The organism is Muribacter muris, assembly GCF_004569585.1.
GTDB classification, from domain to species: domain Bacteria; phylum Pseudomonadota; class Gammaproteobacteria; order Enterobacterales; family Pasteurellaceae; genus Muribacter; species Muribacter muris.
Map to the genome: position 1 here is coordinate 75,280 of NZ_SPPA01000003.1, position 21,876 is coordinate 97,155.

General features: G+C 46.7%; 20 protein-coding genes and 1 tRNA gene. 14 read left to right on the forward strand and 7 right to left on the reverse strand.

Annotated elements, in window-relative coordinates:
* Nucleotides 1-74 precede the first annotated feature (74 nt).
* Nucleotides 75-1,835, reverse strand: a complete 1,761-nt coding sequence (gene ycaO, locus E4T80_RS02065) for a 30S ribosomal protein S12 methylthiotransferase accessory factor YcaO (RefSeq protein WP_135054494.1) — start codon at nucleotides 1,833-1,835, stop codon at nucleotides 75-77.
* Between the two features lie 153 nt (nucleotides 1,836-1,988).
* On the opposite strand from ycaO, the gene rng reads away from it, so the two are divergent.
* From rng to E4T80_RS02110, 9 genes are all read left to right on the forward strand, one after another.
* Entirely contained in the window at nucleotides 1,989-3,461 is a 1,473-nt protein-coding gene (gene rng, locus E4T80_RS02070) for a ribonuclease G (RefSeq protein ID WP_047976663.1), read from the forward strand.
* Between the two features lie 186 nt (nucleotides 3,462-3,647).
* Entirely contained in the window at nucleotides 3,648-4,652 is a 1,005-nt protein-coding gene (locus tag E4T80_RS02075) for an extracellular solute-binding protein (protein ID WP_407662323.1), read from the forward strand.
* Between the two features lie 99 nt (nucleotides 4,653-4,751).
* Nucleotides 4,752-5,354, forward strand: a complete 603-nt coding sequence (lptC, locus tag E4T80_RS02080) for an LPS export ABC transporter periplasmic protein LptC (protein WP_135054498.1) — start codon at nucleotides 4,752-4,754, stop codon at nucleotides 5,352-5,354.
* Between the two features lie 2 nt (nucleotides 5,355-5,356).
* Nucleotides 5,357-5,872 carry a lipopolysaccharide transport periplasmic protein LptA gene (gene lptA, locus E4T80_RS02085; protein ID WP_135054500.1) on the forward strand — a complete coding sequence of 172 codons (516 nt, stop codon included), beginning with the start codon at nucleotides 5,357-5,359 and terminating at the stop codon, nucleotides 5,870-5,872.
* A gap of 6 nt (nucleotides 5,873-5,878) precedes the next feature.
* Nucleotides 5,879-6,604, forward strand: a complete 726-nt coding sequence (lptB, locus tag E4T80_RS02090; protein WP_135054502.1) for an LPS export ABC transporter ATP-binding protein — start codon at nucleotides 5,879-5,881, stop codon at nucleotides 6,602-6,604.
* Between the two features lie 72 nt (nucleotides 6,605-6,676).
* Nucleotides 6,677-7,210 (forward strand): PTS sugar transporter subunit IIA, encoded by a 534-nt coding sequence (locus E4T80_RS02095; RefSeq protein WP_047976716.1) that lies wholly within the window; start codon nucleotides 6,677-6,679, stop codon nucleotides 7,208-7,210.
* A gap of 8 nt (nucleotides 7,211-7,218) precedes the next feature.
* Nucleotides 7,219-8,076 carry an RNase adapter RapZ gene (gene rapZ / locus E4T80_RS02100; RefSeq protein ID WP_135054504.1) on the forward strand — a complete coding sequence of 286 codons (858 nt, stop codon included), beginning with the start codon at nucleotides 7,219-7,221 and terminating at the stop codon, nucleotides 8,074-8,076.
* Between the two features lie 3 nt (nucleotides 8,077-8,079).
* Complete coding sequence (locus E4T80_RS02105) at nucleotides 8,080-9,270, forward strand: FAD-dependent monooxygenase (protein ID WP_135054506.1); 1,191 nt, start codon at nucleotides 8,080-8,082, stop codon at nucleotides 9,268-9,270.
* A gap of 145 nt (nucleotides 9,271-9,415) precedes the next feature.
* Nucleotides 9,416-9,943 carry a lipoprotein HlpB gene (locus E4T80_RS02110; protein WP_135054508.1) on the forward strand — a complete coding sequence of 176 codons (528 nt, stop codon included), beginning with the start codon at nucleotides 9,416-9,418 and terminating at the stop codon, nucleotides 9,941-9,943.
* Nucleotides 9,944-9,989: 46 nt separating this feature from the next.
* On the opposite strand, the gene menC is transcribed toward E4T80_RS02110, so the two are convergent.
* Nucleotides 9,990-10,970: an o-succinylbenzoate synthase gene (gene menC, locus E4T80_RS02115; protein ID WP_135054510.1), complete on the reverse strand. Its 981-nt coding sequence runs from the start codon at nucleotides 10,968-10,970 to the stop codon at nucleotides 9,990-9,992.
* A gap of 15 nt (nucleotides 10,971-10,985) precedes the next feature.
* Nucleotides 10,986-12,890, reverse strand: a complete 1,905-nt coding sequence (locus E4T80_RS02120) for an ABC transporter ATP-binding protein (protein ID WP_135054512.1) — start codon at nucleotides 12,888-12,890, stop codon at nucleotides 10,986-10,988.
* 81 nt (nucleotides 12,891-12,971) lie between these two features.
* Between E4T80_RS02120 and E4T80_RS02125 the strand changes: the two genes are divergently transcribed.
* From E4T80_RS02125 to E4T80_RS02140, 4 genes are all read left to right on the forward strand, one after another.
* Nucleotides 12,972-13,589, forward strand: coding sequence for a MarC family protein (locus E4T80_RS02125; RefSeq protein WP_135054514.1), 618 nt, complete (start codon nucleotides 12,972-12,974; stop codon nucleotides 13,587-13,589).
* Between the two features lie 59 nt (nucleotides 13,590-13,648).
* Nucleotides 13,649-14,878, forward strand: a complete 1,230-nt coding sequence (moeA, locus tag E4T80_RS02130) for a molybdopterin molybdotransferase MoeA (protein WP_135054516.1) — start codon at nucleotides 13,649-13,651, stop codon at nucleotides 14,876-14,878.
* A 1-nt stretch (nucleotide 14,879) separates the two neighbouring features.
* The gene (gene moeB / locus E4T80_RS02135) at nucleotides 14,880-15,635 is read left to right on the forward strand and encodes a molybdopterin-synthase adenylyltransferase MoeB (RefSeq protein ID WP_135054518.1); all 756 of its coding nucleotides are present in this window, start codon (nucleotides 14,880-14,882) and stop codon (nucleotides 15,633-15,635) included.
* Between the two features lie 85 nt (nucleotides 15,636-15,720).
* A tRNA-Asn gene (locus E4T80_RS02140) sits at nucleotides 15,721-15,796 on the forward strand.
* 131 nt (nucleotides 15,797-15,927) lie between these two features.
* Here the strand turns inward: E4T80_RS02140 and E4T80_RS02145 are convergent.
* From E4T80_RS02145 to E4T80_RS02160, 4 genes are all read right to left on the reverse strand, one after another.
* Nucleotides 15,928-16,905 carry an AEC family transporter gene (locus tag E4T80_RS02145; RefSeq protein WP_135054520.1) on the reverse strand — a complete coding sequence of 326 codons (978 nt, stop codon included), beginning with the start codon at nucleotides 16,903-16,905 and terminating at the stop codon, nucleotides 15,928-15,930.
* 194 nt (nucleotides 16,906-17,099) lie between these two features.
* Nucleotides 17,100-18,251: an acetylornithine deacetylase gene (gene argE, locus E4T80_RS02150; RefSeq protein ID WP_135054522.1), complete on the reverse strand. Its 1,152-nt coding sequence runs from the start codon at nucleotides 18,249-18,251 to the stop codon at nucleotides 17,100-17,102.
* Entirely contained in the window at nucleotides 18,251-19,009 is a 759-nt protein-coding gene (locus E4T80_RS02155; RefSeq protein WP_135054524.1) for a DUF998 domain-containing protein, read from the reverse strand. The genes argE and E4T80_RS02155 overlap by 1 nt, the downstream gene beginning before the upstream one ends.
* A gap of 5 nt (nucleotides 19,010-19,014) precedes the next feature.
* A complete protein-coding gene (locus E4T80_RS02160; RefSeq protein ID WP_135054526.1) occupies nucleotides 19,015-20,427 on the reverse strand; it encodes a basic amino acid/polyamine antiporter in 1,413 nt (470 codons plus the stop codon).
* A 275-nt stretch (nucleotides 20,428-20,702) separates the two neighbouring features.
* On the opposite strand from E4T80_RS02160, the gene metK reads away from it, so the two are divergent.
* A complete protein-coding gene (metK, locus tag E4T80_RS02165; RefSeq protein WP_047976680.1) occupies nucleotides 20,703-21,857 on the forward strand; it encodes a methionine adenosyltransferase in 1,155 nt (384 codons plus the stop codon).
* Nucleotides 21,858-21,876 lie beyond the last annotated feature (19 nt).

Below are 21,876 nucleotides of genomic sequence, written 5' to 3' on the forward strand. Positions count from 1 at the left end.
TCATTGTTAAAACAGCAAAAATAAAGCCCTCGCAATGCGGGGCTTTTGTTAGAAACGTTATGCCTAAACTAAGGTTAGGCGGCGTAATAAGCTGCTTTAGCTTTTTGCAATTTCTGATAGGCTGCCAACAGTTTTTGGTGAGCTGCCATATTGGTGAGGCTTTCGTCCGAGCCTTGTAAACCGTGGAACGGATTGCCGCCGTTTACCGCATTCCAGGCAAATTCAACCGCTTGTTGCCCGTACATTCTCTCAAAAACAGCACGATATTGTGTCGGTTCACGGCTTTCGTCAAGGAACAGCTCTAAGCTACTGATTAAGCAGCGGTAGTAGTTATTGCGTTCAGGGCTGAACACGCTGGCGTTCATATTTGCCGTCCAGCTTGCCCAATCCAATGCCTCTTCTAAGTTGCCTAAGGCGAGGTGCAGCATTGATTTTAATTCCCCAACCCGTAGCGTTTGGAGTGCCGCCCCTTTCTCCGCCACCACGCCGATAAATTCACGCACACGGGTGAGATCGTCAATCCCTTGCTCGTCCAATTCGTCCAGTAGCGTTTGGTAGGTTTCACGGTCGTGATGGAAATACGGCAGATCAAGCAAGATTTCGCGCCAGTCCATTCCCATATTGTTGTTGGCATAAATGAGATCATCGGACGGGTAGATGTTCGACATTCCCGGTGCAAGAATACGGCAGGCATACACGCCGAGATGTTGATAATCCATAATATAGACTTCTTGGTTATGCTTGTTGAAAATCGCCATTAAGTTGGCAAATTCCTGTTCCGTTGTGCCGGCAAAATCCCAGTGTACAAACGGGTAATCGGCATCACGTTTGAAAAGATCCCACGAAATCAGACCACTTGAGTCGATGAAATGGGTCTCTAAATTGGCGTGGTCGGCAACGTCATCATTGTTGAAAGACGGCGGGGCGAAAACGTCCAAATCTTTTAGGCTGCGCCCTTGTAACAGCTCGGTAACGGTACGCTCAAATGCCACTTGGAAATGAGGGTGCGCACCGAAAGAGGCAAAGCAAGTGCCGTTGTGCGGGTTGAGTAAAATCACGCAGATAACCGGAAATTCGCCGCCGAGGGAGGCATCGTAGCAGAGGATTGGAAAGCCTTCTTGTTCCAGTTTTTCAATTGAGGCTTTAATGGTCGGGTAGCCGTCAATCACGGACTGCGGAATTTCCGGTAGGCTGATTGCCTCGGTGATAATGCGGTTTTTGACATAGCGTTCAAACACTTCCGACAGCCCTTGTACTCTGGCTTCGTTTTTGGTATTGCCGGCGGACATTCCGTTTGAGACAAACAGATTGCCTATAATACTTTGCGGGATATAAACCGTTTGTTGATCGGACTGGCGGGTGTAAGGCAAGGCAACAATACCCCGCTCGGTATTCCCCGATTGTAGATCGATCAGTAAATCGGGCGTCAGTTCACCATTCGGGTTGAAATATTGGTGTAAAAACGGATCTAACAGCCCGCTTGGGAGAGTTTCTTCGTCCTCGACCGCAAACCATTTTTCGTTTGGATAGTGAACAAATTCACTGTCGGCGATTGCTTTGCCTAAATAGAAATCCGCCCAAAAATAGTTGGTGGATAAACGCTCAAAATATTCACCCAATGCGGAAGCAAGGGCGGCTTTTTGGCTTGCGCCTTTGCCGTTAGAGAAACATTGCGGGCAGTCGGCATCACGGATATGCACCGACCAGACGTTCGGCACAGGGTTGAGCCACGAGGCTTCTTCAATATCAAAGCCCAAATTCTTCAGCTTGGTTTGAAAGCTAGCGATGCTGTCTTCAAGGGCGGCATCTTTGCCTAAAATAAAGGTTTGCGTCATAGTTTTTCTCAATTAACTAAAATAGCGTGCAGACTACCAAATTCCGCTGCGGAAATAAAACGATAGTCGGTATTTTGCAAAAAAATTTCACAAACCGACCGCGTGTTAGTGATAAAATCTTCGCCGAATTTCAGTTTTGTCAAGATAAACCAAATGAATTGCGAATTATTAGTGAATGTTACGCCGAGCGAAACTCGGGTGGCTTTAGTCGAAAACGGGGTATTGAAAGAGCTGCACGTAGAGCGGGAAGCGAAGCGGGGCATTGTCGGCAATATTTATAAAGGGCGGATTACCCGTGTGCTGCCGGGAATGCAGTCGGCATTTGTTGATATCGGCTTGGAAAAGGCAGCATTTTTGCACGCTTCGGATATTGTTTCGCACACTGAATGTGTCGATGAAAATGAGAAAAAACAATTTGTAGTGAAAAATATCAGTGAGCTGGTGCGGGAAGGGCAGGATATTGTGGTGCAAGTGGTTAAAGATCCGCTTGGCACAAAAGGGGCAAGATTGACTACCGATATTACCTTGCCTTCTCGTTATTTGGTCTTTATGCCGGAAAACAGCCACGTCGGTGTGTCGCAACGGATCGAGAGCGAAGACGAGCGTAACCGCCTAAAAGCATTGGTTGAGCCCTATTGTGATGAGCTAGGCGGTTTTATCGTGCGTACGGCGGCGGAGGAGGTAAGTGAGGAGAGCTTGCAACAAGATGTGGCTTTTTTGAAACGGTTATGGCGGAAAGTGCTGGAACGTAAAGCGAAATACCCTGCCAAATCAATGCTTTATGGCGAGTTAGCATTAGCGCAGCGGGTTTTGCGGGATTTTGTCGGCACGCGCATTCATTCCATTCAGATTGATTCAAAAATGACCTATGAACAGGTGAAAGAATTTTTAGCGGAATTTATGCCGGAACTAACCGATACGGTGCGTTTATATAGCGGTAAGCAACCGTTATTTGATCTGTATTCGATTGAAGAAGGGATTCAAAAAGCACTGGATAAACGGGTAGATCTGAAGTCGGGCGGCTATTTAATTATTGAGCAGACCGAGGCGATGACGACGATTGATATTAACACAGGTGCTTTTGTCGGGCATCGTAATTTAGCCCATACGATTTTTAATACCAACATTGAGGCAACACAGGCGATTGCTCACCAGTTACAGCTACGCAATTTGGGCGGGATTATCATTATTGATTTTATTGATATGCAAGAAGATGAACATCGCCAGCGGGTGTTGGAATCGTTGCAACTAGCCTTGAAAGGCGATCGGGTGAAGACTAATGTAAACGGCTTTACCCAGCTCGGCTTAGTGGAGATGACCCGCAAACGCACACGGGAAAGTTTAGAGCGGGTGCTGTGTTGTGATTGCCCGTCTTGCAAAGGACGTGGCACGATCAAGAGTATTGAAACCGTCTGTTATGAAATCCTGCGGGAAGTGGTGCGGGTGCATCATTTGTATCCGTCCGAACGTTATGTGGTTTATGCGGCAAGAACTGTGGCGGAGTATTTGATTAACGAAGAATCCCACGCCTTATTGGCGGAATTGGAAGTCTTTTTGGGGAAAAAAGTCGAAATCAAATCGGAAAGTTATTATCACCAAGATCAATTTGATGTGGTGGTGATGTAGTTTGAAATAAGTGGTGAAAAATCAATCGTTTTTGCGATAAATTTCTTGCAAAATGACGGGGGTAACTTAGAATGGCGAGCACCTTTCTTGGGGAAAGGTTGTCAAACTTTGGAGTAATCCAACCGCTTGTTTTCATCACTAGGAGAAACTTAAATGAAAAAATGGGCTGTGGCTTTAACATCGGGAATGGTAATGTTCAGTGCCAATGCAATGTCGCAAGAGAGCGTACACCTTTACACTTGGACGGAGTATGTGCCGGAAGGTTTGCTTGAGCAATTTACCAAAGAGACGGGTATCAAAGTTGTTGTATCGACCCTTGAATCAAACGAGACAATGTATGCAAAACTCAAAATTCAAGGCAAAGACGGCGGCTACGATGTGATTGCGCCGACTAACTATTTTGTGTCAAAAATGGCGCGTGAAGGGATGTTAATGGAGTTGGATCACAGTAAATTACCGGTGATCAAAGAGCTTAATCCGGATTGGTTGGACAAACCTTATGATAAAGGCAATAAATACTCTTTACCGCAGTTATTAGGTGCACCGGGTATTGCTTATAACACCGGAAGCTATCAAGGTAGTAGTTTCACGTCTTGGGGCGATTTATGGAAAGAAGAGTACAAGGGTAAAGTCCAATTATTAGATGATGCCCGCGAAGTCTTCAATATTGCCCTGTTAAAATTAGGACAAGATCCGAATACGCAAGATCCGGCGGTGATTAAAGCGGCTTACGAAGAGTTACTCAAACTGCGCCCGAATGTGCTATCGTTCAGCTCGGACAATCCGGCAAATTCTTTCATTGCAGGTGAAGTGGAAGTCGGTCAGTTATGGAACGGTTCGATCCGCATTGCGAAAAAAGAGCAAGCATCGGTCGATATGGTGTTCCCGAAAGAAGGGCCGGTACTTTGGGTGGATAATCTTGCAATTCCGTCCAATGCCAAAAATCCGGATGCCGCTCATAAGTTAATCAACTACTTACTAAGTGCACCGGTAGCGGAAAAATTAACCTTAGAAATCGGTTATCCGACTTCAAATGTGAAAGCGTTGGAAGTTTTACCGAAAGAAATTACCGAAGATCCGGCAATCTATCCGACTGCCGAAGTCTTGCAAAAAAGCCACTGGCAAGATGATGTCGGCGAAGCGATTGAATTATACGAAAAATATTATCAAGAGCTAAAAGCGGCGAAATAATCTTCCGTACAAAATGCCCTAACGATGTTAGGGCATATTTTTTTATTCAATGAAAATTTATGGTATGATTCAACGTTCATTCAATGTTAATAAAACGCTATGAATTTACGTTTAAATCTTCTTTTACTCGTTATTGTTGCCATTCTGGGCGGTTGGTATTACAGCCAGCAGCAGACGGCGCAAACCGGCTTGGAAAATCTGATAAAAAAAGAGGGCGAAGCGGATTATACCGGCAACCAAATGACGACAATGGTCTATGATATAGCCGGTAAGCCGCAATATTTTGCCAAAGCACAGGAAATTAAACGCTATGAGGTTACCGAACGTACCGAGTTTTTTAAACCTTTTTTAGATTTATTTGATCGGGAAACGGCATTAAAACAGTGGAAAGTCAGTGCCGATTATGCCGAATTAACCAAGACCAAGCAGCTCAATTTGCAGGGAAATGTGAAGATTGAAAGCCTTGATCCGCAGTCCCGTTTGCAAAAAATCGAAACGGATAAGTTGTCGGTCGATTTAAATACGCAAGATATTTCCAGCGAAAGTGTAGTCAAATCACAGGGCAGCGGGTTTACCACAACCGGACGGGGTTTGACAGGCAATCTGAAAAAACAGGTCGCTACCCTGTTGTACGATGTGAAAACCTATATTGAGCCGACCGTAATTCAAAAAACGCCGATGAGCGATAAAAATAAGGATTAAAGATGAAATTTATAATGAAATCAGTGCTATTTAGTGCATTATTTGCGAGCAGTTTGTCTGCTTATGCGTTAAAAGGCGATACCGACCAACCGATCAATATTGATTCCGGTAGTCAATCTTTGGATATGGAAAACAATATCGTGGTCTTTAGCGATAATGTGGTGATTACGCAAGGTTCAATTAAAATCAATGCCGCCAAGGTAACTATTACCCGTCAGGAAGGCAAAAAAGAGACCATTGATGCAAACGGCTCGCCGGTAACGTTCCAACAAACGTTGGATAACGGTAAACCGGTCAATGGTAAGGGCAATAGCGTCCATTATGATTTAGGAACGGAATTTTTGATTTTGACCGGCAACGCAGAGCTTAAACAGCAAGATAGCTTTATTAAAGCGCAAAAAATTACCTACGATGTGAAAAAACAACAACTGAAAGCGAGCAGTGGCGGCAAATCACGGGTGAAAACCGTGTTAATTCCGGCACAATTACAAGACAGCAAAAAGACACAGAAAAAGTAGGATCAAATGCCAACACTTTATGCAGAACATTTGGCGAAAAGCTATAAAAACCGCCAAGTCGTCAAGGATGTGAGCTTGAATGTGAAAGCCGGCGAAATTGTCGGCTTGCTTGGACCGAACGGGGCAGGTAAAACAACCACTTTCTATATGGTAGTCGGTTTGGTTCGCCACGATCAGGGCAAAATTCGGATTGATGATCAGGATATCAGCACCTTACCGATGCACGATCGGGCAAAACAGGGGATCGGCTATTTGCCCCAAGAAGCTTCGATTTTCCGCCGTTTAAGTGTGTATGACAATTTAATGGCGGTGTTACAAGTGCGTAAAGATCTCACCGATCAGCAACGCAAAGCCAGAGCCGATGAATTGATTAACGAATTTCATATTGATCATATCCGCCACAGCCTCGGGCAGTCCTTATCAGGCGGAGAACGCCGCCGGGTTGAAATTGCTCGGGCGTTAGCGGCCAATCCGCAATTTATTTTGCTTGATGAACCTTTTGCCGGAGTCGATCCGATCTCCGTCATTGATATTAAAAAGATCATCGTCAATTTGAAAGAACGGGGATTGGGTGTGCTGATTACCGATCACAATGTGCGTGAAACCCTTGATGTGTGTGAACGGGCGTACATAGTCGGCAGCGGGCAGATGATTGCGAGCGGTACGCCGCAAGCGGTGTTGGAGAATCCGGACGTGAAACGGGTTTATCTGGGTGATCAATTTAAACTGTAAGACAAGCGGGCGGATCGGCGACTATTTTTGCAAACAATGGCTAATAACGACCCGCTTGCAACTCAATCTAGAATGGCATTAACAACTTTTTTATCGCCCGATAATATTCGCCAAGGCGTGTTTATCTCCAGCAAAAAACGGGCGTTGGAAATGGTAGGCAAACTGGTGGCGGATTATATAAACTGCCAAGCTGCCGACCAAACAAGCGAACAGCAACATTCCGAACCGGTTTGCCCGGTGGAATGTTTTGCGAATTTGTTTAAACGGGAAAAACTTGGCTCAACGGCAATCAATAACGGTGTTGCTCTCCCGCACGCCAAATTGCCGCCGAACAGTTGCGTAACGTTAGAGAAACCTATCGCCGTCTGTTTGCAGCTTGAAACGCCGATTGATTACGACGCGAGCGATAATAAAGCGGTCGATTTTATTTATGCGGTATTATTTCCGGATCAATGTTGTGAACAGTATCGGGGCGAATTGCAAACGATTGCCCGACAATTAAGCGATAAAGCCCTGCTAAAACATTTGCGGGCGGCACAATCCGCCCAAGATATTTGGCAGGTATTGGTGTATGCGGATCAGACATTTGACGGTGAACAACCTTAGGAGCGATTATGGAGCTAATTATCATCAGCGGGCGTTCGGGGTCCGGTAAATCGGTAGCATTACGGGCATTGGAAGATGTTGGCTACTATTGTGTCGATAACATTCCGCTCCCACTGATTTCCCAACTGGCGAGCTACCTTGCCAATGCTAATCGCTCCGCCGTTGTGAGCTTGGATATTCGCAATTTGCCGGAAGATCCCAATGCGTTGGAGGAAATGCTCAAAACCTTGCCGACCAATATCACCACGAAATTGATTTTCCTTGATTGCGAACGTAATGCTCTCATTCGTCGTTATAGTGATTCCCGCCGCTTACACCCGCTTTCAAACCAAGATCTGTCCCTTGAAAGTGCGATTGATTTGGAAAAACGCCGCCTTGATCCCCTTTACCAACAAGCCAATTATATTATTGATACGACAAGGTTATCTTCCCATCAATTAGCCGAAACACTGCGTGAATTGCTCAAAGGCACGGCACAAACAACGCTAAAAATTATTGTGGAATCTTTTGGCTTTAAGTACGGCGTGCCGGCAAATGCCGATTATGTCTTTGATGTGCGTTTTCTGCCCAATCCTCATTGGGACGTGAATTTACGCCCGATGACCGGTCTTGAACAGCCGGTTATCGACTTTTTGGTGAGCCAGCCGGAAGTGGCAGATTTTATTGCAAAAACGGAAGATTATCTCACCGCTTGGTTACCGGCATTGGAACAAAATAATCGCAGCTACCTAACGATTGCAATTGGCTGCACGGGCGGGAAACATCGTTCGGTCTATATTGCACAGCAACTTGCCGATTATTTCACCGGACTGGGTAAAAGTGTGCAGGTACGCCATCGTAGCCTTGAGATGCAACAAAAGGGGTAGCCGATGAAAACAGCAGATATTGTCATTATCGGTGGTGGAATGGTCGGGCTTGCCTTGGCAGCATTGCTTGCCGATTGTGATTGTCGGATTAAAATTGTTGAACAATCCCCGCCACCGCCACCGCCACCGTCAGATACGCTCGGTTATCGGGTTAGTGCGATTAACCGTGCCAGCCAACTTATGTTGGAACAGATTGGCGCGTGGCAACAAATTCCTACGGAGAGACGTTCGGCTTACGGCAAAATGCAAGTACGGGAAAAAGACAGCTTTGCCCGCATAGAGTTTGATCATCAAGATACCGCAATCAAACAATTAGGGCTAGAACAGCTTGGCTTTATTATCGAAAACCAACACATCCGTTTTGCCCTGTGGCAACAAGTGAGCCGGCAAGCGAATGTTGAAATGGTGTTTGCCGAGCTGCAAACATTGGGGATCAGTGAAAACGGTGCTTTTCTTACCCTCTCCAATGGCGAAATGCTGACGGCAAAATTAGTTGTCGGGGCGGACGGCGCTCACTCTTGGGTACGCCGCCAAGCCGATATTCCGTTGATTAGCCGAGATTATCAGCATACGGCGTTAGTGTGTAATGTCAAAACGTCGGAAAGCCATCAACAGACCGCCCGTCAGATTTTTGCTCCTGACAGCATTTTGGCATTTTTACCGCTCAATGACGAACGGCTTTGCTCGATTGTGTGGTCGTTACCGCCACTGCAAGCTCAACAACTGCTGGAATGTGATGAACAAACTTTCCAAAAACAGCTTGTGATCGCCTTTGACCATCAGCTCGGCTTATGTGAATTGCAAAGCGAGCGGGCAATCTACCCGCTTGTTGCCCGCTATGCACGGGATTTCGCCCAACCACACATTGCTCTCATTGGCGATGCGGCACATACCATTCACCCTCTGGCAGGGCTTGGGGTTAATCTCGGCTTTGCCGACGCACAAAAGCTGGCACAAGAGATTCAACGACATTGGCAGGCGGGTAAAGATATCGGCGAATACCGCCATTTACGCCAATTTGAACGTGAACGAAAGGTAGAAGCGGTAAAATTACTGGTGGCAATGGAAGGGCTGAAACAGCTTTTTAGCGGCGATCACCCGCTCAAAAAATTGGTGAGAGGCGTGGGGTTAAGTTTAACCAACCAAAATGCTCTTGCGAAAAAATTGTTAATCGAACAGGCAATAGGGGTTTAGCTGCGTTGCTTTTTTGTGCTATTGCACAGCAATTTGCTGAGCGATTGGAACTAAACTGCCAAGCACCCTGTCTATTAGCAGTACAACGTTGCAGCCTGTGTATCGGGTTGTTTATCTTTTATGTGAAACCTTTGAGGAAAATGTGATGAAAAAATTGACAAAAATCAGTGCGGCAGCATTATTCGCACTTTTTTTAACTGCGTGTGATAAGCCGGCAAATAAAGCAGCAGAAGCACCAAAAGCGGAAGCTACGCCAGCAACACAGCCGGCAACGGAAGCGCCAAAAGCAGAAACTGCGGTAGCGGAACAAGCTGCAAAAACAGTTGATACACAAGGTGCGGAAGAGTATAAAAAATTGCTTGACTGGAATGCGAGCTTAGAGAAAGAAATTGCTGCAGCGAATAATGAACTTCAACAAAAATTTTCAAGCGGCGATAAAGCGCAAATCGAAGCCGGTTATAAAGCTTTCACCGCAAAAGTAGATGACGTACTAAAAAGTTTAGATGCATTGGAGTTTAAAAACGAGTCAATTATCGCATTTAAAGAAAAAATGAAGTCAAATCAAACAGAGGAAGCCAAAAAAGCTTTCCAAGCGAAAACAGAAGCTTTAATGCAAGGTGGCGTTGAGTTACAAAAACTGCAATCGGAATTAGAGCAAAAATTTGCACACTAATTCAGTCAGTTACAACAAGGCTAGTCGCAAGACTAGCCTTTTGCGTTTACAGCACAAGCGGTGTAATAAAAGGGCTATTCAGATCAGCAAGAGGCAAGGGCGAATTTTGCCAAGGGCGAAGTAGCTGGGTTTGCATTAAATTCAGAGTGTCCAAGCCCGGTATCGTATCGGGGGTATATTGGGCGGCAAAGCGCGCCAGTTGCGTGAGGGCAAGGCTTGATTCAATACTGGAGCTGATTACCGCCGTCAGTCCTTGTCGATGGGCGTATTCAATCAAGCGAATACATTTTTGTAACGAACCGATGAGGGTCGGTTTAATGATGAAAGCGGTCAGATGATCGCTTTTTTTTGCAAATAGGTTCGGCTCTCGTGTGGTTTCGTCCCACGCAATCGCAATGTTGTGTTGAGCGGCAAATTGCATTGACATTGCTGGGGTACGGCAGGGTTCTTCAATAAATTGAATACGTTTTTTGTTGGATTCGGCAATTTTGGCTGCAAATTGCGCCGCTTTCTCCAGTGTCCACGCCCGATTGGCATCAAGACGCAGTTTGAGGTCGGGGATTGCCGTTAAAAACATATCGGCAATCAGCCCGTCTCGATTGGCTTCGTAAAGCCCGACTTTCATTTTCGCCACTTTTTCTCCACTCATTCGTTGCAATTTGGCATACAGTTCATCGGGATCGCCGTAGCAAAGCGGGGCGGTATCATAACGACCTTCACTCCCCAGCTCTCCCCGTAATTCTGCCAAAGCACAACTGATCCCGAAAGCAACGGATGGCACATACTGACGGTCGAGATCATCGTCCTGCCCGTTGAGCCAATTTGTCCGCCATTGCTTTAATTGCTGTTCGGCTTGGGGTAAATCCTCGCTACTAAATTCAGGCAACGGAGCGATTTCCCCCCAACCGACTTGCCCGTTTTCGTGTAATTCCACCAATAAGCCCCCCCGCTGTTTTAGACGGCGTTGGCGCAAGATGACCCCGGTTTCTACGGGAATGGTATAGCGATAGCAATTAACTAGGCGCATAGGTGCTCCTTTGGTTTATCCTGCCCAATTCTCTAACTGTTCTTGTAACGCCAGCCATTCGGATTCGGTATCTTCAAGGGCTTTCTTGGTGTCGATCTGTTTGGCAAGCGTATCGGTTAAGCGGGCTTTATTTTGTGGTTCATAAAGGGTTTGATCGGCGAGTGTTTGCTCGAGAGCAGCCAAACAAGCAGTCAGTTTTTCTAAATTGTTTTCAAGCTGTGCCAAGCGTTTGCGTAGTGGGGCAGTTTGCTGACGGCGTTCGGCTTCCAACCGTTTTTGCTCTTTGCGGTTGGCGGCACTGTTGGCTTGGCAAGCGGTCGGTTCGGTGGCTTTTTTTGCAACGGTTTGAGCATTCAACTCATTCAGCCATTTTTGGTAATCCTCTAAATCGCCGTGAAATTCGTCTACTTGTTCGTTGTGGACTAAATAAAATTCGTTCACGGTGCTGCGTAGCAGGTGGCGATCGTGGGAGACGATCACTAATGATCCTTCGTAGTGGGTGAGGGCTTCGGTCAAGGCTTGACGCATATCCAAATCCAAATGGTTGGTCGGTTCGTCCAAGAGCAGTAAATTCGGGCGTTGCCAAACGATCAGGGCAAGTACCAAGCGGGCTTTTTCACCGCCGGAAAAACTCTGCACCGCCTGTTTGACTTTATCTCCGCTAAAGGCAAACCCGCCGAGATAGTTACGCAGTGCCTGCTCGGTTTGCTCCGGGGCAAGACGGGCGAGATGCCATAGCGGGCTTTCGTCCGGTCGCAAGGTATCAAGTTGATGTTGGGCGAAATAGCCGAGCTGCACGCCTTTTGCCAGTTGAATATGACCGCTTTGCGCAGAAATTTCCCCTGCCAGCAGTTTGATTAGGGTGGATTTTCCTGCACCGTTGCGTCCAAGCAGTCCGATGCGAGAGCCGGGGACAAGATTGAGTTTCACCGATTGTAAGACGGTTTTTTCGCCATAGCCGGCGCTGACTTTTTCCATTGAGAGCAACGGGCTTGGCAGAGAGAGTGGCGGGCGGAATGCAAAGGAAAACGGGCTGTCCGCATAAGCCGGGGCAATCAGTTCCATTTTTTCTAGTGCTTTCACCCGGCTTTGGGCTTGCTTGGCTTTGGTGGCTTTTGCTTTGAAACGGTCGATAAATTTCTGTAAATGCGCAATTTTTTGTTGTTGTAATTGGTAAGCGGCATTTTGTTGTGAGAGTTTGGTTGCCCGCTGGATTTCAAAGTCAGTATAATTACCGGTGTAATCGTGCAGTTTTTGTTGCTCAATATGCAGTACCCGATCGATGATCGGGTCGAGAAAATCACGGTCGTGGGAGATCAGCAATAGCGTGCCACGGTATTGGCTGAGCCAGCGTTCCAACCAGATGACCGCATCGAGATCGAGGTGGTTGGTCGGCTCGTCCAACAGCAGTAAATCGGAGCGACAGAGTAAGGCTTGCGCAAGGTTAAGACGCATTCGCCAGCCGCCCGAAAAGGATTTAACCGGCAGCTGTAATTGTTCGGGCTGAAAGCCTAAGCCGTTGAGCAGTGTTGCCGCTCGAGATTGAATCGTCCACGCATCAATGGTGTCGAGTTTGGTGTGTAATGTCGCAATCAGATGACCGTTATTGTCGGTATTGGCTTTGTCTAATTGCGCCATTAGCTGCGTATATTCCCGATCGCCTTCAATCACATAATCGATCGCAGCCGTATCTAGTGCCGGTGTCTCTTGGTTTACCCACGCAATCGCCCAGTTTTGCGGGTATTTTGCCTCACCGCCTTCGGCACTTAATTCTTGTTTCAGTAGAGCAAACAGAGAGGATTTACCGCAGCCGTTTTTGCCGACCAAGCCGACTTTTTGTCCGGTGTGAATTGTGGCGTTTGCCCGCTCAAGTAATGTATTTTGCCCGCGTTTGAGGGTTAAATCTGTAAAAAAAATCATTGAAATCTAAATTAACTATTTGTTGAAACTCAAATTTGTTGCACAATAACTGCCATTGTTTTATTGAAATAAGGAAAGTTAATGTTTGATTCATTAGTTGTACAATTTGTGGTACTTTGGGCGGTCATTGATCCTATCGGTTCAATTCCTGTTTATCTCGCCAAAACGGTAAGATTGTCGATTGAAGACCGCCGTAAGATTGCACGCAATGCGATTTTAATCTCCGCAGGGATTTTACTCTTTTTCTTAGTGCTGGGACAATGGTTACTTGACGCAATGCAAATTCCGTTATCGGCTTTCCAAATTGCAGGCGGTTTAGTGCTACTGTTATTTGCCCTTTCGATGATTTTTGGGGAAAGTAAGCAGGATCAAGAAATAAAAATGAAAAGTAACATCAGTGAACTTGCCGTTTACCCGCTCGCCGTGCCGTCTATTGCATCGCCGGGGGCGATGATGGCGGTTGTCTTATTGACGGATAACCACCGTTATAGCTTTACCGATCAGGTTGTTACCACAGTCATTATGCTCTCGGTATTATTGATTACCTACCTGTTGCTCTTAGCGGCAAACCGAATTCAGCATTTAATCGGTAACGCAGGGGCGGCTATTATCAGCCGGGTAATGGGGCTGATTTTATGTGCGGTGGCGATCAATAATATCTTAATCGGGCTGCGGGATTTCATTACGCAAGCGGGCTGATGGCGATAATTTTTTGAAATCCTCTTATACGGAGGATTTTTATTTTGTAGGAATAGAAAATGGCATTACTGACTCTTACGCAAGCCCTTGAAAAAATATCGGCTTGCCTCACCCCTTCAACTGAAACTGAATTAGTGAGTTTAGCACACGCGGTAAATCGGATCTGCGCCGAGCCGATTTATTCGCCGATTAACGTACCGGCTTTTGATAATTCCGCAATGGACGGCTATGCCGTGCGATTTGACGATTTAACCCGTTTTTCTCAATTTGATATTGTGGGCAAAGCCTTTGCCGGCAATGCTTTTGAGGGGGATATGCAAGCGGGGCAGTGCGTGCGGATTATGACGGGAGCGAAAATCCCGACCAATGCCGATGCCGTGATTATGCAAGAAGAAGCCGTATTAAATGCAGACGGTACGGTCAGTTTTAACAGCAATGTTTCGGTCGGGGCAAATATCCGCCGAATCGGCGAGGATATTCAACAAGGAGAATTAGTGCTGGAGCAGGGTAGCAAGCTGAATGTTACCAGCTTGCCGTTGCTGGCATCACTTGGGATAGCAGAGATCAAGGTATTCAAACCGTTAAAGGTCGCTATTTTATCTACGGGCGATGAACTTGTGCCGGTCGGTCAGCCGTTAAAAGCGGGACAAATTTATGACAGTAACCGTTTTGCCTTGCGGTTAATGCTGGAAAAGTTGCACTTGAATATAATGGATTACGGTATTTTGCCGGACGACCCGCACTTATTTGAGCGAACGTTTACGGAAGCGGCACAGACCGCTGATGTGATCATTACTAGCGGTGGCGTATCGGTGGGGGAAGCAGATTTTACCAAAACCGTGTTGGAAAAATTGGGCAATATCGGCTTTTGGAAAATCGCAATGAAACCGGGTAAGCCTTTTGCCTTTGGGCAGATCGGCAAGGCGCACTTTTTCGGTTTGCCGGGTAATCCTGTTTCGGCACTTGTTACCTTTTACCAGCTGGTGCAGCCGGCATTGCTCACCTTAGCCGGTGTTAATGCAAAAAAAGTTGCAGATTTTTCCCCTTATCTAACTGCTTGCACAACGGTGGCACTCAAAAAAGTGGTCGGACGGCAGGATTTCCAACGGGGATTCTACCGCCTTAACCAAAGCGGACAACTGGAGGTAACGCCTGTCGGTGTGCAAGGTTCGCATATCTTTAGTGCCTTTCACCAAAGTAACTGCTTTATTGTGTTAGCCCAAGAACAAGGTAATGTGGCGGCGGGCGAGCAGGTGATGATTCAACCTTTTAATGCGTTATTGAGTTAATATGCAACTGACTGATCACGAAATGTTACGTTACAACCGTCAAATTATGCTGAAAAGCGTGGATTTTGACGGGCAAGAAAAGCTCAAAGACAGTCGGGCGTTGATTGTCGGGCTAGGCGGGCTAGGCTGTGCTGCCGGTCAATATCTTGCCGCCGGCGGTGTCGGGCAACTGATGTTGGTGGATTTTGATCGGGTTTCGCTGTCAAATTTACAACGGCAAATCTTACATCGCGATCAGGATATTGAGCAATTTAAAGTGCTGTCGGCGCGGCAGCGTTTGACGGAAATTAACCCCCATATTCAGATCGATACACTCAATCATCAATTATCGGCAGAGGAGTGGGCGGCGCTAATTCCGCATTATGATGTGGTGTTGGATTGTACCGATAATGTCGCTATCCGTAAGACGCTCAATCAAAGCTGCTTTCAGGCGAAAGTGCCGTTGGTATCCGGCTCGGCGATTCGGTTTGAAGGGCAGATCAGCGTGTTTGATTACCGCCCGCACAGCCCCTGTTATCATTGTTTAAGCCAATTATTTGGTGAAAATCACCTCACCTGCGTTGAAGCGGGGGTGATTTCACCGATTGTCGGCATTGTCGGCAGTTTGCAAGCGCTTGAGGCAATGAAGTTATTATTGGGTATCGGGCAGTCCCTTTCGGGCAAATTGTTAATGATTGACGGGCTTAATTTTGCCGTTCGCACGTTAAATTTACAAAAACAGCCGGATTGTATGGTTTGTCATCAAAAAAGTGAGTAAAATTCACATTTGTTAAGAAATGCAAAGTTTGGTTTAATGGTTTGACCACTAAACCGATTTAGCTTACTATTCCTACCTGTAAAGTTCCTCTTTAGTTCAGTCGGTAGAACGGCGGACTGTTAATCCGTATGTCGCTGGTTCAAGTCCAGCAAGAGGAGCCAACAATTTCCTCCTTTAGTTTTTTCTTTTGATCTTGTTTTATTTGTCTCCTTTTATAAAACAGTGATTCATACCTCCTAGGATTAGATCAAAAGAATTGCCTCCGTTTCGGAGGCTTTTTTTTGCCCGAAATTTAGATCCAGTGTAGCTGGCGTAGGATTAATAAGCCGAGGCTGGAGGTAAACATTGCGCCGACGGTGGTGATCGCAATTAAGTTAGCGGCGGCAGTTGCGTTGCCGCCAAAGCTACGCACCATTGCATAACTTGCCACGGCAACCGGTGTGGAGGACATCAGGAATAAAATTCCCAGCGCCATCGGCTCTAATTGGAACAGATATTTACCCAATAAAATCATCACGATCGGGGTGAGAAAGAGTCGTCCAAGGCTGGAATAGATCACAATTTGGTTTAATGTGTCCGCACTAGGCTGCGTTTTAATTTGCTTGAGTTGGCTGAAATCCAAGCTCGCACCGGTACAAATGAGCGCGAGGGGCAGGGTGATATGGGCAAGATAATCGCCTGTGCGGATAAGCGGAACGGGGATCGTAATCTCAAATTTGCTGACAATCAGCCCGCATAGAATGGCAAGAATTAACGGATTTTTGGCTAATGAGGCAAGCATTTTACCGCCATTTAACTTCCCATCACCTAGCGAGTATGTCAGGGTAATTACGGCGAGGACATTGAATAACAGGGTCAAACAAGCAACATACACGGAAGCCGGCGCAGTAGCAGCCGTGCCGTAAGCATTGACGCACAATGCCAGTCCTAAAATACCGCTGTTTCCCCGAAAAATACCTTGCACGAAAATGCCTCGATGTTCCCGCTTGGCAATGTAGCGTGCTGCCAGCCATTCACCACCAAGGTAAACCGCCATTGTGCCGACTACCCCTGCACTGACAAGCCATAATTGGCTGCCGTAATCGGCGGGCTGTTTGACGATGTTGATAAACAATAAACAGGGGAGGGTAATGTTGAAGACAAATTTTGATGCCGTGTGGCAAAAATGGTCGTCAATCATTTGGCGGCGGTATAACACAATACCTAAAATCAGCATCAAAATGGTCGGTAGGGTAACGCCAAGGCTAAACCACAACGCATCTAAAAACATTCTCTCCTCCTATGGCAAGCGGTCGGTTGAGCAGTATTTTAGGCAAAATTCAAAATGATCTAGCCATTGCAGACATTGACTTCTTTCACGAAAGGGGCGCAATGGTTGTGCCGTAATGAGAGATAATCATTGTAAGACGTTAGTATTTATCAAGCTACGTCTGATCAGTCGTATTGCAAAAAATCGCTGTCATCCTACCGCGTGTTGAAACAAAAATGGTGAATAAGTTTGGTGAGCAGATCGATCGTCGGGGTGATAAATCGGCTATCCAAATATTCATCGGGCTGGTGAGCTTGTTCAATCGAACCCGGCCCAAGCACAAGCGTTGGGCAGAGCTGCTGAATAAACGGGGCTTCGGTACAGTAATTGACCGCTTGGCACGGCTCGCCTAACAATTTTTCCACCACTTGCACCACTTGAGCGGAATGTTCGCACTCATAGCCGGGAATACCGCTATGCAGTGAGCGAATTTGAATCCGATCGCCCCATTGCTCAATTAACGGTGCAAGTTGCTCCCGTAATAAATCTTCCAAATCTTGTAGTGCTAAATTGGGTAATGGGCGTATATCAAGCTGCAATTCACAGCAGGCACAAATCCGGTTAATCGCATCGCCGCCGTGAATATTACCTAAATTCATTGTTGGGTAAGGCACTTGAAACAGCGGATTATGATAACGGGTTTTAAGCTGATCCCGCAACGATAGCAAGCGATCGGTTACACTGTGCATCACTTCAATCGCGTTGATTCCTTGAGCCGGATCGCTGGAATGCCCTGATTGCCCGATAATGCGAATTGCCTCGCCCATATGCCCTTTATGTGCCCGAATCGGTTTGAGCGAGGTCGGTTCGCCAATAATCGCACAATCCGGTCGAATATGGCTGTGCTGAGCAAATGTTCTTGCGCCGAGCATTGTGGTTTCTTCGTCTGCGGTTGCAAGAATACGTAATGGTTTTTGCAGTTTACTCAGATCTAACCGGCTGACAGCTTCCACCACAAAGGCGAAAAAGCCTTTCATATCCGCAGTGCCTAAGCCGTAAAAACGTCCGTTTTGTTCGGTGAGTGTAAAGGGATCGAACTGCCAGCGTCCTTCATCAAACGGGACGGTATCAGAGTGTCCGGCTAATAATAGACCGCCCTCGCCTGTGCCATAGGTTGCCAGTAAATTATACTTATTACGGCTATTTTCAACGGCGATGATGTCGGTATGAAAGCCGAAATCCGCCAGCCAGTCGGCGAGCCGTTCAATTAGAGCTTGGTTAGATTGATCCTGCTGGGCTTCCAAGCTGCTGATTGTCGGAAGCTCAATTAACTGGCGATAACGTTCGATAAAGGAAAGTGTCTTCATTATTTCACCTGTTTTAAAATTGCAAAGCTGACGGCGATTTCCCAAATTAAAATTGTATAAATGCCGAACCGTTCAAGAAGCGCAAAATAGGCGGTCGGGATAAAAATGGTGGCTAAAATCGCACTCATACCGCAGATCGAAGCAAGGATTGCGTAACGCTTTAACCTATAAAAAGACCTGCTGACAATGCCCAAGCCGGTTGCCAAGAGGGTAAGATGCCCGAATATAAAGGTGATGCTTGCGCCGAGATTATGTAAGCCGCCTTCTACATATTTGCCGCCTTGACTGGAGGCGATCAGTGTTGCGCCGAGACTAAAGCAGAGTGCTGACACCGTGCCGATTAAGCGGTATTTTGGGGCGGTAATTTGGGAGATGCCGAGTAGATAAATCCAAACGAAGAAAATGCCTTGCAGCATAAAAGCTACCCGCATCATATACGAGAGTGGCGAGAGTTGGCTAGTTTGTGTATCAACCAGTGTACCAATCGGCAATAATAACTCAAGGGTTGAATGGTTAAGATAGACTTTCGTCCCTTGGCTGAACAGCACCGCAACAAGCTCTGCGAAAAAGTAGTAAAGCCCGATAAATGCCGAAATAACGGCGATCAGGCGAATAAGAAGAGCGTGGCTACGGCGTACGCACGGGTGCATTAAGAACGGGTAAAATTTCACCCCGAACGACCCGCTTGTAAAATACTGCTCTACAGCGTGATAAGCCTGCGCAAGCCGTTGTAGCACGGCGAGAATGTTCTGTTTCACTCTGGTTAGCCCCATTCAAATGTGGTTAAACTGTAATAACTTGCCCAAATAAAGAGCAGGGAAATCGCAACAAGCCAGATTTTTTCGCTGAGGTGGAAATACAATTTACCTTGATGCTGATAGCGGGCATACATAAACACCGCAATCCCCGGTAAGTAAAGCAAGAATGAGAGTAATAAATAATCCAAGCCGGCGGCATAGACGATCCACAGCCCGTAAAGGCTTGCTATTAAGCCGGTAAATTGGATATACCACGCTGCACCTTGCTGTAAGGCAATTTTAAGCAAATATGCCCCGACTAAAACGTAGGGGACTAAAACCATTGCGGTGGAAATTTGGATCAGCACCGTATAGCCTTTGCCGGTAAACAGAACTAATAACAGGCTGAACTGAATGGCAAGGTTGGTCATCCACAAGCCGCCAATACGGGCATTACGCTGATTTTTACGGGCAAGGATTGCCGGGAAGACCGCTGTTTTTGCCGCTTGGTAAGGAATTTCGGAAGAAAACATTGTCCAGCTCATATAAGAGGCCAACACCGACACAATCAAGCAAAAAGTAATGATGATCTTACCGCTTGTACCGATTAACTGCTCTAAAATTGCCGCCATAGAGGGATTGGGCAGTTGAGCGATGACTTCACGGGGTAAAATACCTAGCGACAACACGGTAATCATTACATAAAGCACAAGGGTGATCAAGATACCGAGTAAGGTAGCCAAACCGACATCCGTTTTCTTTTTGGCGTGGGCGGATAAAATAGATGCCCCCTCAACCCCGACAAATACCCACAAGGTAATCAGCATTGTGCTTTTAATTTGATCCAACACCGGACGGTTTAAACTTTCTCCCGCAAAATCCTGCGAAAATTGATCGGGCGAGAAATACCAAACGGCTAAACCGATGAACAGAAACAGGGGCAGCGTTTTCACAATCGTTGCGATTAAATTGACCGCCGCCGCTTCCCGAATCCCTTGGGTAATTAAAATATGCACCAGCCAGACGATAACCGATGCGCCGAAGATTGCCCACGGCGTATTGCCCTGCCCGAAGATCACGTTTGTTTCAGTATCGACAAAAGTGCCGATGCCCTCAAAGGCAACCACCAAATAACCGACACTACCGATAGCGGTGCAGAGCCAATAGCCCCAAGCGGTCAGCCCGCCGGCTAAATCCCCAAATCCCTCACGGGCATAGGGGTACACACCGCCCTCCAGCTCGGGTTTAAGGCGGGAAAGAAAAAAGAACGATAAGCCCAAAAAAATGATGCCGACACCGGTGATAAGCCAGCCGATAATCAATGCTTGCGCACCGGCAACCTCCGCCATATTTTGAGGCAGGCTGAAAATACCGGAGCCAATCATTGAGCTTAGCACCAATGCAGTGAGCGAAAATAAACCGATTTTGCCCTTAGACATTTGAAAACCTTTGAAAAAATACAAACTCGCAATTTTACCCTAAAAAGAAAGGGAGACGAACATAATCTGCGTGTGCTAGTTTACCTATTTGAAAAATCGTTTGTCATTATCGGATAAAAAACGTATTATAGCCGTCTAGATGGCAATACATCTAAAGCAGAAATTGATCGCAAGCGGTCGGTAACGGCAAATTTTTTCCAAAATCCGACCGCTTGTCTTAATGAAAAACAAGCGTATTTTTAAATTAAAGTAGTGATAAATCAATAGGATAGAAAATGGCAATCAACTTATTTACTTCTGAATCCGTCTCCGAAGGGCATCCGGATAAAATCGCCGACCAAATTTCCGATGCGGTGTTAGATGAAATTTTAAAACAAGATCCAAAAGCCCGTGTAGCGTGCGAAACCTATGTGAAAACCGGTATGGCGTTAGTCGGCGGAGAGATCACCACTTCGGCGTGGGTGGATATTGAAAACCTTACTCGCAAAGTGATTTGCGATATCGGTTACACTCACTCGGATATGGGCTTTGATGCCCACTCTTGTGCGGTATTAAATGCAATCGGCAAACAATCGCCGGACATCAATCAGGGCGTGGATCGTGCCGACCCGCTTGCGCAAGGCGCGGGCGACCAAGGCATTATGTTTGGCTATGCCACCAATGAAACCGACGTGTTAATGCCGGCACCGATTACTTATGCACATCGCCTAATGGAACAACAGGCGAAGGTGCGGAAAAGCGGCAAATTAGCGTGGTTACGCCCTGATGCCAAAAGCCAGCTCACCTTTATCTACGAAGATAACAAAATCAAAGGGATTGATGCGGTCGTACTTTCTACCCAGCACGCTGAATCCGTGTCGCAAAAAGAGGTGTACGAAGGGGTGATGGAAGAGATCATCAAACCGGTACTGCCAAGCGAATGGTTAAGCCAAAGCACCAAATATTTCATCAACCCGACCGGACGTTTTGTGATTGGCGGCCCGATGGGCGATTGCGGTTTAACCGGTCGTAAAATTATTGTCGATACCTACGGCGGTGCGGCACGCCACGGTGGCGGAGCATTCTCCGGTAAAGATCCGTCAAAAGTGGATCGCTCAGCGGCGTATGCGGCGCGCTATGTGGCGAAAAATATTGTGGCGGCCGGCTTGGCGGATCGCTGTGAAATTCAACTTTCCTACGCTATCGGCATTGCCGAACCGACTTCAATTATGGTGGAAACCTTCGGCACAGGTAAAGTGGCGAACGAATTATTGGTCGCTTTAGTACGTGAGCATTTCGATCTGCGCCCTTACGGCTTAATCCAAATGCTTGATTTAATCCGCCCGATTTACCGTGAAACTGCGGCTTACGGACACTTCGGCCGTGAACATTTCCCTTGGGAAAAAACCGACAAAGCCGATGCACTACGCCAAGCGGCAGGGGTGAAGTAAATCTATACGAAAATGGCAG